Annotated in this window: 16 protein-coding genes and 1 pseudogene; 7 read left to right on the forward strand and 10 right to left on the reverse strand. The window is 70.9% G+C overall.

Annotated features, from left to right (window positions below; all coding sequences use genetic code 11):
- A partial coding sequence (locus QR77_RS21515) for a GNAT family N-acetyltransferase (RefSeq protein WP_040023692.1) occupies positions 1-448 on the reverse strand: 448 nt, incomplete at its 3' end.
- A 204-nt stretch (positions 449-652) separates the two neighbouring features.
- Between QR77_RS21515 and QR77_RS21520 the strand changes: the two genes are divergently transcribed.
- The 3 genes from QR77_RS21520 (at position 653) to QR77_RS21530 (ending at position 4615) form a co-directional block, all read left to right on the forward strand.
- Positions 653-2482 (forward strand): bifunctional metallophosphatase/5'-nucleotidase, encoded by a 1830-nt coding sequence (locus QR77_RS21520; RefSeq protein WP_040023693.1) that lies wholly within the window; start codon positions 653-655, stop codon positions 2480-2482.
- 274 nt (positions 2483-2756) lie between these two features.
- Positions 2757-3941, forward strand: a complete 1185-nt coding sequence (locus QR77_RS21525; RefSeq protein ID WP_107069106.1) for a helix-turn-helix transcriptional regulator — start codon at positions 2757-2759, stop codon at positions 3939-3941.
- Between the two features lie 266 nt (positions 3942-4207).
- The gene (locus QR77_RS21530) at positions 4208-4615 is read left to right on the forward strand and encodes an ATP-binding protein (protein ID WP_040023695.1); all 408 of its coding nucleotides are present in this window, start codon (positions 4208-4210) and stop codon (positions 4613-4615) included.
- A 68-nt stretch (positions 4616-4683) separates the two neighbouring features.
- Here the strand turns inward: QR77_RS21530 and QR77_RS21535 are convergent, their stop codons facing one another.
- The 9 genes from QR77_RS21535 to QR77_RS21570 all read right to left on the reverse strand — a co-directional run bounded on the left by QR77_RS21535 (position 4684) and on the right by QR77_RS21570 (position 12678).
- Positions 4684-5832, reverse strand: a complete 1149-nt coding sequence (locus QR77_RS21535) for a hypothetical protein (RefSeq protein WP_052488959.1) — start codon at positions 5830-5832, stop codon at positions 4684-4686.
- Between the two features lie 263 nt (positions 5833-6095).
- On the reverse strand, positions 6096-6533 hold the full coding sequence (locus QR77_RS47840; protein WP_052488960.1) for a hypothetical protein: 438 nt from the start codon (positions 6531-6533) through the stop codon (positions 6096-6098).
- Entirely contained in the window at positions 6476-6874 is a 399-nt protein-coding gene (locus QR77_RS47845; RefSeq protein ID WP_201778818.1) for a hypothetical protein, read from the reverse strand. Before QR77_RS47845 ends, QR77_RS47840 begins: the two co-directional genes overlap by 58 nt.
- A 68-nt stretch (positions 6875-6942) precedes the next feature.
- Positions 6943-8358: a HAMP domain-containing sensor histidine kinase gene (locus tag QR77_RS21545; RefSeq protein ID WP_040023697.1), complete on the reverse strand. Its 1416-nt coding sequence runs from the start codon at positions 8356-8358 to the stop codon at positions 6943-6945.
- A 59-nt stretch (positions 8359-8417) separates the two neighbouring features.
- Positions 8418-9155, reverse strand: coding sequence for a response regulator transcription factor (locus tag QR77_RS21550; protein WP_040023698.1), 738 nt, complete (start codon positions 9153-9155; stop codon positions 8418-8420).
- A 91-nt stretch (positions 9156-9246) separates the two neighbouring features.
- Complete coding sequence (locus tag QR77_RS21555; RefSeq protein WP_040023699.1) at positions 9247-9477, reverse strand: hypothetical protein; 231 nt, start codon at positions 9475-9477, stop codon at positions 9247-9249.
- 26 nt (positions 9478-9503) lie between these two features.
- Complete coding sequence (locus QR77_RS21560; protein WP_040023700.1) at positions 9504-10646, reverse strand: trypsin-like peptidase domain-containing protein; 1143 nt, start codon at positions 10644-10646, stop codon at positions 9504-9506.
- Between the two features lie 133 nt (positions 10647-10779).
- The gene (locus QR77_RS21565) at positions 10780-11802 is read right to left on the reverse strand and encodes a LacI family DNA-binding transcriptional regulator (protein ID WP_040023701.1); all 1023 of its coding nucleotides are present in this window, start codon (positions 11800-11802) and stop codon (positions 10780-10782) included.
- A 24-nt stretch (positions 11803-11826) separates the two neighbouring features.
- Positions 11827-12678: a response regulator transcription factor gene (locus QR77_RS21570; protein WP_040023702.1), complete on the reverse strand. Its 852-nt coding sequence runs from the start codon at positions 12676-12678 to the stop codon at positions 11827-11829.
- 26 nt (positions 12679-12704) lie between these two features.
- On the opposite strand from QR77_RS21570, the gene QR77_RS46825 reads away from it, so the two are divergent.
- From QR77_RS46825 to QR77_RS46830, 4 genes and pseudogenes are all read left to right on the forward strand, one after another.
- Positions 12705-12866 carry a hypothetical protein gene (locus QR77_RS46825; RefSeq protein WP_160310941.1) on the forward strand — a complete coding sequence of 54 codons (162 nt, stop codon included), beginning with the start codon at positions 12705-12707 and terminating at the stop codon, positions 12864-12866.
- Between the two features lie 94 nt (positions 12867-12960).
- Complete coding sequence (locus tag QR77_RS21575) at positions 12961-13788, forward strand: alpha/beta fold hydrolase (RefSeq protein WP_040023703.1); 828 nt, start codon at positions 12961-12963, stop codon at positions 13786-13788.
- Between the two features lie 44 nt (positions 13789-13832).
- Complete coding sequence (locus tag QR77_RS21580; RefSeq protein ID WP_040023704.1) at positions 13833-14087, forward strand: MoaD/ThiS family protein; 255 nt, start codon at positions 13833-13835, stop codon at positions 14085-14087.
- Positions 14088-14097: 10 nt separating this feature from the next.
- A pseudogene (locus QR77_RS46830) lies at positions 14098-14657 on the forward strand (hypothetical protein); the annotation flags it as partial.

Raw genomic sequence — 14657 nt, forward strand, 5'->3', positions numbered from 1 at the left:
CCAACGGGCGGCGCAGTTGGCGCAGTTCGCGGAAGAGGGTCAGGCCCATCACCTGCGCGAGGTGCCGGGCCGCCGACCTGCCGCCGTGCGCCCAGGCCCGCAGCCGCTTGCCCGAGGCGGCGAGCAGCGTGTTGAGCAGTGCCCGGCCGTGGCCGCGACCGCGCCGCTCGGGGTGTACGACCAGCTCGGCTGCGGGCGCCTCGACGGGGTCGGTGTCCTCCAACTGCCCGTACGCCACGAGTTCGTCGGACGCGATGACCAGGAAGTGCCGTACCCCTTCGCGGTGTCCGCCGCGCAACTGGAGCCGGCCCTGTTCCGAGACGGCCTGCACGCCGTCGGAGGCGGCGGCTGCCTCGAGCAGGCCGAGGACGTCCCCGGCCTGCTCGGGGGTGAGCGCGTCGAGTGTCTGGATCTGCCGGCCGGTCGCGCGGGCTGCTGCGTCAGTCATGCGTCGAGGGTACGGGGAGGGTGGCGAGGGGCCCGGCACCCGCAACGGCAACCAGGACGTAACCCGGCGACCCCTGTCGCGCTACGCGCGTTGACTCTAGGCTGCGGGTCGCGATCCTCAGACGATTCTCATAGACACGTACAACCGCATAACCGCATGGCTGTTTATCCGTCAGCTCTCCACGCTGAACTCACAAGGGGAACGATGTCAGCGACACCGAAGAAGAAGCGCGTGCCCGGGCGGGTGCTCACCGCGGCGGCCGGTCTGGTGACCGTCGGCGCGCTGGTCGCCGGTGCGCCCGCCGCCGCGGCGCACGGCCATGGCCACGATCAGGGGCACAGCCAGGGCCACGGCCACCCGGCGCCGCGCACGGTGGACGTCCAGTTGCTGTCCTTCAACGACCTGCACGGCAACCTGGAGCCGCCGGCCGGTTCCGCGGGCACCGTCAACGAGACCCAGGCGGACGGCACGGTCAAGGCGATCCCCGCCGGGGGTGTCGAGTACCTCGCCGGCTCGCTGCGCACGGCGCGCAAGGGCCACCCGTACTCCGTCACCGCCGCCGCCGGCGACATGGTCGGCGCGAGCCCGCTGCTCTCGGGGCTCTTCCACGACGAGCCGACCATCGAGGCGCTCAACAAGATCGACCTCGATGTGACCAGCGTGGGCAACCACGAGTTCGACGAGGGCGCCACGGAGCTGGCCCGCCTCCAGAACGGCGGCTGCCACCCGACGGAGGGCTGCTACGAGAAGGGCAAGAAGTTCCAGGGCGCGGACTTCCCGTACCTCGCGGCGAACGTCACGTCGGAGAAGACCGGGAAGCCGATCCTCAAGCCGTACACGGTCTGGAAGAAGGACGGTGTCAAGATCGGCTTCATCGGGGTGACCCTGGAGGGCACGCCCAACATCGTCACGGCGGAGGGCGTCAAGGGGCTCAAGTTCCACGACGAGATCGAGACGGTCAACAAGTACGCCAAGGAGCTGGACCGGCAGGGCGTCAAGTCGATCGTCGCGCTGATCCACGAGGGCGGCGCGCCGGCCTCCTCCTCGTACAACTACGACTGTGACAGCCCGGGGGCCGGCGACGGTGTGTCGGGGCCGATCGTCGACATCGCCAAGGGCATCTCGCCGAAGGTCGACGCGCTGGTGACGGGCCATACCCACAACGCGTACGTCTGCACGATCCCGGACCCGGCGGGCAATCCGCGGCTGGTCACCTCGGCGTCGTCGTTCGGCAAGCTGTACACGGACACGACGCTGACGTACGACCGCCGCAGCAACGACATCGTCCGTACGAAGGTCGCTTCGGCGAACCACCTGGTCAGCCGCGACCAGGCCAAGGCCAAGGACATGACGGACCTGATCGCGCGCTGGAACACGCTGGCGGCGCCGATCTCCAACACCCCGCAGGGCTTCATCTCCGCGGACATCAACGGACGTGGCACCACGACGCCGGAGCTGCCGCTCGGTGATGTCATCGCCGACGCGCAGCTCGCCGGGATGGCTCCGGCGGACAAGGGCGGCGCGCAGGTGGCCTTCATGAACCCGGGCGGTATCAGGTCGGACCTGGTGTTCGCAGCGGCCGGCAGTGAGGGCGACGGGGTGGTGACGTACGGCGAGGCGTTCACGGTCCAGCCGTTCACCAACATGATGAACGCGGTGGACCTGACCGGCGCGCAGCTCGTCGCGGCGTTGCAGCAGCAGGTCAGCGGTGCGAACGAGGCGTCGACGAAGATCCTTCAGGTCTCGGACAACCTCCACTACACGCTGGACCTGACGAAGACGGGCGCCGACCGGGTGGTGACGGACTCGATCCGGCTGAACGGTGAGCCGATCGACCCGGCGAAGACGTACCGCGTCGCGATGAACGAGTTCCTGGCGGGTGGCGGCGACGGCTTCGCCGCGCTGGGTCAGGGCACGAACAAGCTGGTGGGCTCCTCGGACCTGGACATGTTCAACGCGTACCTGGCGGCGAACTCCAGCGCCGAGGCCCCGCTGGCGCCGCCGGCGGCCGACCGGATCACAGTGATCAGGTAGCGGTCCCGGCTGTCGCGGAGCGGTACGCCTGAGCGACAGGGGAAAAGCGGCGGACTTCGGTCCGCCGCTTTTTCCTTTTCCGGCGACGGGACGGTTCGGCACTGCCTGAATTCGTCCGACTCCGAACAGTGCGCTGCGATTATGCCCATGCGTTATGCCTTTTTGACATTCGGTGACGGGTTTTCGGCAAGCGCTTACGGACGGCTCCGCAAGGCCGTTCGGGTGAGGTGGGCCGGGGGTACGGTTCCTGTGGCGGCGCAGAATGGAGATCTTGATGCCCCCCCACAATGACCATCATGCAGGCGCTCGGATCGCCCACGCGCGTAAGGTGCGGCGGCTGACACAGCGCGAACTCGCGGATCTTTCACACGTCTCCTACAGCACTCTCACGAAAGTCGAGCAGAATATCCTGCCGGCCAGTCCTTCCGTGATCGGAGCACTGGCTCGGGCGTTGTCGATTCCTGTCACCACACTCACAGGGCAGCCGTACCTCGACGAATTGCGCCAGGACCAGTTGGACGAGCTGATCCAGCCGATCCGGGAGGCCCTGAACCTCTACGACTTGGGCCCGGACCCGGACGTGAGCCCGCGTCCCGTGACGGAGTTGGCGGAGCACGCCGAGCATCTGTGCGTGCTGGTGCGGGCCACCCACATCAAGCGGGTGGCCACGGAGTTGCCGGGGCTGATAGCCGAGGCGACCACGGCCGTGCACCTGAGCCCCGAGGACGACAACTGGCGGATGCTCGCCGGGATTTACCGCACGGCGTACGACGTGACGACCAAGCTGGGATTCCTCGACCTGTGCACCGTGGCGCTGGACCGGATGGAGTGGGCCGCGCAGCGCGCCTCGGACCCGGTGGTGGGGGCGATGCGGCAGTACATGCGGGCGCTGACCTACCTGCGGGCGAGCGACTACCGTACGGGCAACAGGCTGGTGCGGCTCGGCATGTCCCGGCTCGAACAGGCCGAGGCGGGCCGGGAACGCGACGTGGTGACCGGTCAGATCCATCTCGGCGCCGCTGTCCTCGCCGGACGGGGCAAGGACGCGGACGGCGCCGAGGAGCACTTGGCGGAGGCGCGCCGGCTCGCGGGCCTGACGGGTCCCGCGGAGAAGGTCCACTGGCTGTCGTTCGGCCCCACCAATGTGGGGGCGCACCGGGTGAGCGTGCTCGCGGAACTCGACAAGTACCCCGAGGCGCTTCAGGCGGCGGAGGACATGCGGGTGCCGGCCGACTGGCCGCCGTCGCGGCTGGCCCACCACTACGCGGAGGTCGCGCGGGCCCAGTTGTGGACGGGGAGCACGGAGGCGGCGTTCAGGAGTCTGGGCAAGGCCCGGAAGCTCGCGCCGCAGCAGACGCGCTACCACCCGACCGTCAGGGAGACCTACGCGGGCCTGGAGTCCGCCCGTCGCCGGATGCCCGACACGTTCACCAACTATGGCGCGTGGCTGGGCGTGTGACGGAGAGTCAACCCAAGGCCGGAGCTATCAGTAAGGACTGATAGTTCCGGCCTTGTCGTTTCGGGACGATGGGGAGGAGCCATCCATCCCGTGATCGGGTGAAAGGTCCGGGAGTGGCCAACCCGTCGGAGGAGCGTCAACGTGCGGCAGCGGGGCGTCCGTCTCAGAGAGTTCAGGGAGCTCAGGGAGCTCGGGCACGTCACGGAGCTGTTGCCCCGCGGTCCGCTCCTCCGCGCGGATCACCGACGAGTGGAGGCGGGGGCCTGATGGCACTGGAAGCGGACGGTGCTGTGGTGATGCGGTGGTCGGCCCATCCGCGCTGCGTGGCGCTGGCACGGCTGGAACTGCACAAGGCGCTGCTGGGCTGGGGGCTGGCGCCCCTGGAGGACTCGGCGGTGCTGGTTCTCTCGGAGTTGCTGACCAACGCGGGACGCCACGCGCGGGTGACACCGGGGGCCGAGATCGAGACGTGGTTCCATCCGGTGCCGGGGGGCGTACGGATCGAGGTGCACGACGCGTCGTGCGCGCGGCCCGAACTCCGGATGACGGACCTGGACGCCGAAGGCGGCCGGGGGCTCGCGCTGGTCGCGGCGCTCGCCGACCACTGGGGCGTCGACGACCGTGCGGGCGGCCCGGGGAAGCTGGTCTGGGCGGAACTGTCGGTGGGGAGCTGATCAGTTGAGCCGCCGGCCGGGGCGTTCTTCGCGGGCCCCGGCCGGGCTTGCCGGTGACCGGACAGGACCTAGTGCGTGGCCCACACCGAGGTGCCGCCGGCCTTGATGCGGACATTGCCGTCCGGTTCGAGGACCAGCTTGGCGCCGGGGTGGGTGTACGTGTTCGAGGCCCATACGGCGCGGTGGTCCGGCGTGTAGACGACGAGGTTGCCGTCCTCCTGGAACCAGGCGCTGTAGTTCTGCCCGAACGTCATGGTCGCCCACGTCGGGTTGTTCTTCTCGTTGTAGACGACGAGGTTGCCGTCGCCCTGCATGGTCAGGCGTATCCGGTTGGTCTTCCAGGACTGGCCGGCGAAGAGCTTGCTCACGGCCGACACCTGGGTGGTCGTCCACACCGGCGCCTTGGGCTTCGTGGCTTTTTTGGGCTCCTTGTGCGGAGACGGTTTGGGTGAGGCCGTCGGGTGCGACGGGAGCGCGCCCCCCACGGCGGCGAGGGGTGCCTTCGGCACCGTCGGCACCTTCGACGGGGAGGGGGAGGGGGAAGGAGGCGCTTCGGTGGCGTAGTTGCCCGGCGCCCCGACCAGCGGGCTCGCCTCCAGGACGGTGGAGGCCGCCTGCTCGCGCGAGGTCAGTGCCGTCTTCTGCGGCTCTCCGCCGTTCCTGGCCACGAGGACCGGGATGGCCAGGAGGACGGCGCCGACGATGGCGGCGGCGGCCAGGGCGGGCTTCTTGGGCAGGCCGTTGAGCGAGGCGGACCGGGTGGCGGAGCCGTTGGGCGCCAGGGTGGCGGTGGCCGTCACGGCGACGGCCGAGGTCTCTTCGGCGGCTGCGGCCTCGGAGGCGGTGGCCGTCGCGGGGGTGGCCGACGACGCGGTGGTCTCCGCTGTCGCCGAAGCCTCCTCTGTCTCCGTGGCCTCCTCGGGGTCGGGTCCCTCGGCCTCCTCCGGATCAGCGGCGGCGGAGGCGGGGGCAGTGGCGGGGTCGGTGGCCGGCGCCCCGGTGACTCCTTCCGGGCGAGCCGGTGTGGTGCCTACGGTGCCCACGGAGGGCGAGGCCGGGGCGGCGACCGGCACCGCGCTCGCGGCCTGCTCCTCAGCGGTGGAAACGGCCTCCGTCGAGGCCGGCGTGGACGGCAGAGTCACCGACGCTCGCGCGTCCGGCGGGAGGGAGGCTGACGCCGTTTCGTCTCCCGTGTTCCGCTGCGGGGGCTTGGGCATTCGGTCTTCCTTTCGTGGTGGTCTGCCACCGGTCACGGAGAGGCGGAGCCGGCTGACTCGCCGGTGCCGGAGGACCGGGCGCGGACAGGGACCGTCTGGCTCACCGCGACCCCGCTTCCGAGGATCCCCCTGCGCCATTCCCTGGATGTGCGCCGCGGTTGTGCCGACTGCTCAAGGTGCATCACGGAGATTAACTCAGGCCCCATCGCCCGCAACTGTAAAGGGAGTTGCATCTCGGTGAAATATGCGGCTCTCCGGCGCCATCAGCCGCCCTGGCGCAGGGCGGCCGCCATCCACGCGCGGACCGCCGCCGCGCGGTCCCGGTCCAGGTCCGGCTGGGGTGTGCCGTTGATCGTCGCCACCAGGGAGTGGTACCGGGTCAGCAGCCTCAGGCCGGCCGCTCTGTCCCGACACCGCGCCGCATCGCCGTTCCGGTCGAACTCGGCGACGGAGCGCCGGGCCTTGTCGGCGTCGTGCTCCCCGGTCAGGGCGGCGACCAGCTCGCCCGAGTCGGCGGCCACCCGCTCGGCGATGTCCCGGGCCCCCGGCGAATCCGCGGGCACGCCAGCCTGTTGGGAGGCCCGTGCCTCCAGGAGAAGCTTCCGGTGCCGCTCGACGCGGGCCGTCATCTCCGGCGAAGCGATCAAGGCGCGGTGGAAGAAGTCCCGCAGCGCCGAGCTGAACTCCTCGTCCCGCACCATTCCGGCGAGTTCGATCCAGCCTCCAACTGCTCCGTGGACGGCTCCTCGGGCAGGTGCGGCCTTCGGCTGTGCAGCCGCTCGGCATAGCCGGGGTGGACGTCCAGACCGTCGGTCACGGAGTCCCAGAACCGGTCGATCAGCCGGTCACGGTCGTCGTCGGACATCGACACCAGCTTGTGCATCAGGCTCACCTGTTCCGCCGTGGTGGGCTGCCGCACGATGGTCCGCAGCACGGCGCGGCGTGCCCGGAACTGCCGCAACTGGTCCTCGACCAGCCGCAGATGCGTGACGGCCAGGTCGTGCAGGGTGGTCTCGGCGGCGATGGAGTAGAGCTGGTTCACACCCGTCACCATGGGATCTCAAGCGGCCTGAGAGTCAAGGGGGCCACCGCGTGGTACGCCTGGTACGCCTAGTACGCCGGCATCCCCTCCGGCGGTGGCGTCGGTGCGCCCGGAATGCTGATCGCCGCCACCGTGCCCTCGCCCCCGGCCGCCGGCCGCAGCGCGATCTCGCCGCCCGCCTGCTGCACCGTACGGGCCACGATCGACAGGCCGAGACCCGAGCCCGGCAGCGCGCGGGCCGTCGAGGAGCGCCAGAAGCGTTCGAAGACGTGCGGCAGGTCCTCGGCCGGGATTCCGGGGCCGTGGTCCCTCACGGTCAGCTCGCCGCCGCCGCTCAGCGACACCTCGATCGAGCCGCCCGGCGGGCTGAACTTCACCGCGTTGTCGAGGACGTTGACCACCGCGCGCTCCAGGGCGGCCGGCTCGGCGCGTACGTACCACGGGCTCAGCCGCGCGTCGATCGTCAGCTCGGGGCCGCGCAGCCGCGCGCGCTCCAGCGCGCTCTCCACGATGTCGTGGAAGGCGACGACCCTGAGCGGGCCCGGGTCAGCCGCGTCCGGGCGCGACAGTTCCTGGAGGTCGCCGATGAGCGCGGCCAGCTCCGTCATCTGCGCCTTGACCGAGGCCATCAGCGCCCTGCGGTCGTCGGGCGGGATCGCGCGGCCCGTCTCCTCGCTGCGGGCGAGCAGTTCGACGTTCGTACGGAGTGAGGTGAGCGGCGTACGCAGCTCGTGGCCCGCGTCGGCGATGAGCTGTGACTGCCGGTCCCTGGACGAGGCGAGCGCCGCCGTCATCGAGTTGAACGAACGCGAGAGACGCGCGATCTCGTCCTCGCCGTCCACCGGGATGCGTACGGTCAGGTCCTCGGTACGCGCGACATGCTCGACCGCGCGGGTCAGCCCGTCCACCGGCCGCAGCCCCGCCCTGGCGACCCAGAGACCGGCGGCGCCCGCCCCGAGCACACCGATGCCCGCGACGGCGGTGAGCAGCAGCGCGAGGCGGTTCAGCGAGGTGTCGGTCTCGGCGAGGGGACGCGACACGGAGATCGCGACCGGGCCGATCGCCCGGATGGTGACATGGGTGGAGCGCACCCGGACCTGTGCGCCGCTGTCGGTGGTGCTGTCGTGCAGGGACGGCCCTTCGGTGCCCCGCGCGACCGCCAGGTCCTGCGCCTGGATCTTCACCGGCTGGGAGTCGGGTTCGACGCAGCGCACCCCGTCGGCGGTGACCACCTGCACATAGGCGAAGGCGGGCTTGTCCGTGGTGGCGGTGGACCCGCAGTTGTTCAGCGCCGCCTGGACGGCGCTGGTGGAGGCCTCGCTCCGCTCCAGTGACGTGTTCAGCTCGCTGTAGAGCTGGTTACGGGTGAGCAGCCAGCACGCGACGGCGGCCGCCGCCACCGCGAGCGCGACCGCCGAGGCGACCAGCAGGGCGAGCCGGGAGCGCAGCGGCAGGGTACGGAGCCGGTGGACGACGCGGCGCATCGCGCCCGTACCTCCGGGGCCCAGAGCGGTCGCACCGCCCGCACCACCGCCCGCACCGCTCACTCGGGACCGCCCGGAGTCACGTCGGCGCGCAACGCGTACCCCACCCCGCGCACGGTGTGGACCAGGCGCGGTTCGCCGCCGCTCTCGGTCTTTCTGCGCAGGTACATCACATACACGTCGAGCGAGTTCGAGCTCGGCTCGAAGTCGAAGCCCCAGACCGCCTTGAGGATCTGCTCGCGGGTGAGCACCTGCCGGGGGTGCGCCAGGAACATCTCCAGCAGCGTGAATTCGGTACGGGTCAGCTCCACCCGCCGGTTGCCGCGCATCACTTCGCGGGTCGTCAGGTCCATCCGCAGGTCGGCGAAGGCGAGTACGTTGTCGTCGGGCAGGTCCCCCGTGGACGCCGCGTACGAGCTGCGCCGCAGCAGCGCGCGGATCCGGGCGAACAGCTCGTCCAGCTCGAAGGGCTTGACCAGGTAGTCGTCGGCGCCGGCGTCCAGCCCCGTGACGCGGTCACCCACCGTGTCGCGGGCGGTCAGCATCAGGATCGGCACCTTCGACCCCGCGGCGCGGAGCCGGCGGGCCGCCGTCAGGCCGTCCATCCGGGGCATCTGGATGTCGAGCACGATCAGATCCGGTGTGTACGCCTCGGCCCTGGTGAGGGCGTCGATGCCGTCGACGGCGACCTCGGTCCCGTACCCGTCGAAGGCGAGGCTGCGCTGGAGCGCCTCACGTACGGCGGGTTCGTCGTCGACGATCAGGATGCGTTGCGGATCGCCTTCGGCGGCACTCATGTCGATTCATCCTCGTCAGCTCGGCGGGCGCGGCGGGTGCGGTGCTGGTTCGGTCAGCTTCTACAGAGCCTACGGAGTTACGGGGTGCTGGTCAGCGTCGCCCGGTGGCGGCGCGGCGCCGGGCCTTGCGGCTCTTGCGTACGGGCCCGGTCGCGGGGGCGGTCTCCGGCGCGCGCTCGGCGCGCTCGCCCCGTGTGCCTCGTGCGCTGGGCTCGTCGCGTACCGGAGCCGCGGTCGCCGCGAGTTCCTGCGCCAGGTCCAGCGGGAGGGCCAGGTCGGCCGGTCCCGCGAGACGCCTGACGGTGATCCGGGTGGGGGGCATGCGCTGCTCCTCGATGGGGGGCGGGGTCAGTTGTTGCTGCCGCCGTCGCGCAGCGATCCGAGGTCGGCCTTGACGGTGTCGACCGGGATGGCGAAGCCGAGGCCGACGCTGCCGGCCGAGCTGGAGTCGCCGCCGCCGGCGCCGCCCGAGCTGGAGTCCGAACTCGCCGAGAACATCGCGGAGTTGATGCCGATGATCTGGCCGCTCATATTGATCAGGGCACCGCCGGAGTTGCCGGGGTTGAGCGAGGCGTCGGTCTGGAGCGCCTTGTAGGTGGTCGTCGACGAGCCCGTGTCACCGTTGAACTGCTGTCCGCCGAACTGGAACGGCCAGTTGCCGTCGCCGCCGCCGAATCCGCCGCCGCCCTGCCCCTGGCCGCCGCCCTGCCCCTGGCCCTGCCCCTGGTCCTGGCTCTGCCCCTGGCCCGGGTCCTTCGCGACGGTGACATCCCGGTCGAGGGCCGAGACGATGCCGCTGGTGACCGTGCCGGTCAGACCCTCGGGGGAGCCGATCGCCACCACCTGGTCGCCGACCCGCACCTGGCTGGAGCTGCCGAGCGTGGCCGTCTTCAGGCCGCTCGCCCCGTCCAGCTTGATGAGCGCGAGGTCCTTGCCGGGGTCGGTGCCCACGACCTGCGCGGTGTACGTCTTACCGGTGCTGAGCTGCACCTTCACCGTCGAGGCGCCGGAGATCACATGGTTGTTGGTGACGATCTGGCCGTCGGAGGTGACGATCACACCGGCGCCTGTGGACTGCCCGGCGTCGGAGGTCGCGTTGATCTCGACGATGGAGGGGGACACGGCGGCGGCGACGCCGGCGACCGTACCGTTGCTGCTCTGCGCGACGGTCGTACCGCTGACGCCGAGGCTCCCGCCGTTGCCGCCGTTGCCGGAGACGTGCTCGACGAGGGACGCCGTACCGCCGCCGACGACCGCCGCCGCTATGGCGACCGCGGCGAGCAGCGAGACGGGGCGCCGTGCCCTGCGGGCGTGGACGGCGGGTGCGTACGCGGGCGGCGGCGGGTACGACGCGTTGCCGAACGCGTCGAACGGCTGCTGCGGCTGCTGCGGCTGGGGCTGCGCGTACTGCGACTGCTGGTACTGGGGCTGCTGGAATGCCGGCTGCTGATCGTCGTTGTCGTGGCCGCCGCGGCGGAAGAAGTTCGTCATGCGATTGACTGTCGGCGCTGGACATGAGAACCGGCTGAGGACGTCCTGAGAAGCCCGACAGAACCTCGTATGCCCGATATAAAGGCCGGGCGGCCGGACCCCGCGTGGGGCCCTCGCGTAGGACCTTAAGAACCTACGCGCAGCCGCAGGAGCGCCGCACGATCAGCGCGGACGGGAACTGCTTGACCCGCTCCCGCCGCGACCCCGCCACCCGCAGCCCGTCGTCCAGCACCAGGTCCACGGCGGCGCGCGCCATCGCGGGACGGTCGGAGGAGATCGTCGTCAGCGGCGGATCGGTGAGCCCGGCCTCCTTGACGTCGTCGAAACCGGCCACCGCCAGCTCGCCGGGCACATCGAGCCGCAGCTCACGCGCGGCCCGCAGCACGCCGATCGCCTGGTCGTCGGTGGAGCAGAAGATCGCCGGGGGTCTGTCGGGTCCTGCGAGCAGCTTCAGGGCGACGAGATAGGCGTCGTACCGGTTGTACGGGGCCTGGAACAGGCGCCCCTCCAGCGACTTGCCCGACTCCAGCATCGCGCGCCGCCAGCCCTCCACGTGGTCGGCCACCGGGTCGCCGACGGTCGGGGTGAAGTCGAGACCGCCGAGGCACGCGACGTACGGATGGCCGTGCTCCAGCAGGTGGCGGGTGGCGAGCTGCGCGCCGCCGATGTCGTCCGTGACGACAGCCACGTCGTCGATGGCCTCGGGACGCTCGTGCAGCAGCACGACGCGGGCGTCCCAGGCCTCGATCTCGGCGGCGGCGCGTTCACTCACACCCTTGCTGACCAGGATCAGCCCCGAGACCCGCATGCCGAGGAACGCCCGCAGGTAGTGCACTTCGCGCTCGTCGCGGTAGTCGGAGTTGCCGACCAGGACCATCTTTCCGCGCTCGTCGGCGGCCTGTTCGACCGCGTGCGCCATCTCGGCGAAGAACGGCTGCCGGGCGTCGGGGACGATCATCCCTATCAGGTCCGTACGGCGCGAAGCCATGGCCTGGGCGACCCGGTCGGGCCGGTACCCCAGCTCCTTGATCGCGGCGAGTACCCGCTCGCGCGTGGCCGGGGCGACCGGCCTCGGTCCGTTGTTGATGACATAGCTGACGACCGCGGTCGAAGTCCCCGCCAGTCGTGCCACATCGTCCCGCGTCACCTTGGCCACGCGCGGCAGTCTACGCGTGATGACCTACCTCTTGGCAGGCCGTACCACCGCTTCCCGTTCGCTGTCCCGCGCGGTCTCCGGCTCGGCCGGCCGCTCGTCGGACCTGCCGTTGTGCGACCCGTCGTGCGACCCGTTGCGCGGTGCGTCGTGCGGCTCGTTCGCGGGTGCTGTACGGGGTGCTTCGGCGCGTTCGCTCCGGTCGGCCTTCTCCGGGGCGACGAAGCGGTAACCGACGTTGCGTACGGTCCCGATGAGCGACTCGTGCTCGGGGCCGAGCTTGGCGCGGAGCCGTCGTACGTGGACGTCGACCGTCCGCGTACCGCCGAAGTAGTCGTACCCCCAGACCTCTTGCAGGAGCTGGGCCCGGGTGAAGACCCTGCCGGGGTGCTGGGCGAGGTACTTGAGCAGCTCGAACTCCTTGAAGGTCAGGTCGAGGACCCGCCCCTTGAGTTTCGCGCTGTAGGTCGCCTCGTCCACCGACAGATCGCCGTTGCGGATCTCCATGGGGGAGTCGTCGGTCGAGATCTGCTGCCTCCCCATGGCCAGCCGCAGGCGCGCCTCGACCTCGGCTGGTCCCGCCGTGTCGAGCAGCACGTCGTCGATGCCCCAGTCGGCGGTGACGGCGGCGAGCCCGCCCTCCGTCACCACGAGGATCAGGGGGCAGCCGGGTCCGGTGGACCTCAGGAGCTGGCAGAGCGACCGCACTTGTGGCAGGTCGCGCCGGCCGTCGATCAGAATGACATCGGCACCAGGGGTGTCGACGAGGGCGGGTCCCTCGGCGGGGGCGACCCGTACGTTGTGGAGCAGCAGTCCGAGAGCGGGGAGCACCTCCGTCGACGGCTGGAGGGCGTTGGTCAGGAGCAGCAGAGAACTCATCGCCGCTCACCTGCCTGAGCCGGACTGTGGTCGTTCGCGTTTCGCTTGCCCATTACGTCGGTTCCTCCTCGGTCCCTGCGAGGACGTATGCGGCACTGCTGGTACTGCGGGTACTGCTGGTCGTACTGGTCCTGCTGATGGTGCTGGTCCTGCTGGTAATGCCGTATTCCGCCGCCCGCACGTTCTGATGCGACTGTTCATCTGTCTGTAACATTGAGCGGGAAACACAAAAGGACCCGGGGGCGACGGTGCCCGGATCCTCTTCGCAGCAGAATAGCCCACATGTGCTCCGCTTCAGAGGGTCAAGACCGCAGATCATCCGTTCTTCGGCTCGCTCCGGGTGCCCTGCGTACGGTCCTCAGGACCGCCGACGGGGTTCAGGTCGAGGCGGTGTACGAGCCGTGTACAGCGGGTTTCGCACCGGATCCGGAGCCCGGGCACGGGACGGCGATCGTGGTCGCCCACGGGTTCTCCGGTTCAGTCGAACGGCCCGCCGTACGGCGTGCGGCGCAGGTGTTTCTACGGCAGGCCTCCGTGCTGACCTTCTCCTTCCGGGGGCACGGCCGGTCGGGTGGCCGCTCCACGGTCGGCGACCGCGAGGTGTTCGATCTGGCGGCCGCGACGGAGTGGGCGCGGTCGCTGGGGCATGAGCGGGTCGTGACGGTCGGCTTCTCGATGGGCGGCTCCGTCGTGCTCCGGCACGCGGCGCTGCACAAGGACCGGCCGGAGAGCAGGACCGACGCCGTGGTGGCTGTGAGCGCCCCGGCGCGCTGGTACTACCGGGGTACGGCGCCGATGCGCCGGCTGCACTGGGTGGTGACCCGGCGGGCGGGACGGCTGGTCGGCCGTTACGGGCTGCGCACCCGCATCCACCACAAGGACTGGGATCCGGTGCCGCTGTCGCCGGTCGAGTCGGTCCCGCTGATCGCCCCGACCCCGCTGCTCATCGTGCACGGCGACCGCGACCACTACTTCCCGCTCGACCACCCGTACATGCTGGCGGACGCCGGACCTGCCGAGTTGTGGGTGGAGCCGGGCATGGGGCACGCGGAGAACGCGTCGGACGAGGCGCTGCTGGCCCGGATCGGGGACTGGCTGAGGAAGGAGTAGCCCTCAGCGTCGTTCATCATGGGACCCGACGAAAGGAGTCCGCGATGGCAGCGGGCACGATCCGGTACTGGGCCGCGGCCAAGGCGGCGGCGGGCATCGCGGAGGAGCCGTACGCCGCCGAGAACCTGGCCGAGGCGCTCGAAACCGTACGCGTGGAGCACCCGGGCGAGCTGGTCCGCGTACTCCAGCGGTCCTCGTTCCTTGTCGACGGTGACCCCGTGGGTGGTCGTGGACATGAGACCGTACGGCTTGCCGAGGGCGGCACGGTCGAGGTGCTCCCGCCGTTCGCAGGAGGGTGAACCGCACACGATGAGCGACGATCAGCAGTATCCGTACGGGCAGAACCCCGGTCAGGGGCCCCAGCCCCAGCCCGGGCAGTACGGGCCTGGGGAGTACGGACCCGGGCAGTCCGCGCCCGGACAGCCCGCGCCCGGGCAGTACGGGCAGCCGCACGCGCCGTACGACCCGCACCAGGAGCCCGGCGCCGCCGAGCGGCCTCAGGTCCCGCAGGGCTGGGCCGGGACGCAGGGCCAGGGGCACGGCTACGGGGAAGGGCAGGCCGAGGCCGCCGCCCAGACGTGGGAGGGCCAGACCTGGGACACGTCGTACCAGCCGCTCGTCCAGAACCAGCACCCCCGGCACCCGGAGGCCGAGTACCGGCCCCGGCACGCGCAGCAGGCGCGGCACGCGGCGGCACCGGCGGGTCCCGGGGTTCCGGCGGCTCCGGGTGTGCCCGGTGTGCCCGGTGTTCCCGGTGCGGGGGCCGCCGCCGAGACCGCGTATCTGCCTCCGCTTGCGGCTCAACAGACACCCGGGGCACCCGTGGCCCCCGGACAACAGCCCATGCAGCCGTACGGGCAGGCGCCCGC

This window comes from Streptomyces sp. 150FB (genome assembly GCF_000818195.1).
Taxonomy (GTDB): Bacteria; Actinomycetota; Actinomycetes; order Streptomycetales; family Streptomycetaceae; genus Streptomyces.

Excerpts from the sequence above, each read along its gene's own strand:
- QR77_RS21520 (WP_040023693.1), top strand. The coding sequence starts at position 653 with ATGTCAGCGACACCGAAGAAGAAGCGCGTGCCCGGGCGGGTGCTCACC.
- QR77_RS21525 (WP_107069106.1), top strand. The coding sequence starts at position 2,757 with ATGCCCCCCCACAATGACCATCATGCAGGCGCTCGGATCGCCCACGCG.
- QR77_RS21530 (WP_040023695.1), top strand. The coding sequence starts at position 4,208 with ATGGCACTGGAAGCGGACGGTGCTGTGGTGATGCGGTGGTCGGCCCAT.
- QR77_RS21535 (WP_052488959.1), bottom strand. The coding sequence starts at position 5,832 with ATGCCCAAGCCCCCGCAGCGGAACACGGGAGACGAAACGGCGTCAGCC.
- QR77_RS47840 (WP_052488960.1), bottom strand. The coding sequence starts at position 6,533 with ATGGTGCGGGACGAGGAGTTCAGCTCGGCGCTGCGGGACTTCTTCCAC.
- QR77_RS21545 (WP_040023697.1), bottom strand. The coding sequence starts at position 8,358 with ATGCGCCGCGTCGTCCACCGGCTCCGTACCCTGCCGCTGCGCTCCCGG.
- QR77_RS21550 (WP_040023698.1), bottom strand. The coding sequence starts at position 9,155 with ATGAGTGCCGCCGAAGGCGATCCGCAACGCATCCTGATCGTCGACGAC.
- QR77_RS21555 (WP_040023699.1), bottom strand. The coding sequence starts at position 9,477 with ATGCCCCCCACCCGGATCACCGTCAGGCGTCTCGCGGGACCGGCCGAC.
- QR77_RS21560 (WP_040023700.1), bottom strand. The coding sequence starts at position 10,646 with ATGACGAACTTCTTCCGCCGCGGCGGCCACGACAACGACGATCAGCAG.
- QR77_RS21570 (WP_040023702.1), bottom strand. The coding sequence starts at position 12,678 with ATGAGTTCTCTGCTGCTCCTGACCAACGCCCTCCAGCCGTCGACGGAG.
- QR77_RS21575 (WP_040023703.1), top strand. The coding sequence starts at position 12,961 with ATGTGCTCCGCTTCAGAGGGTCAAGACCGCAGATCATCCGTTCTTCGG.
- QR77_RS21580 (WP_040023704.1), top strand. The coding sequence starts at position 13,833 with ATGGCAGCGGGCACGATCCGGTACTGGGCCGCGGCCAAGGCGGCGGCG.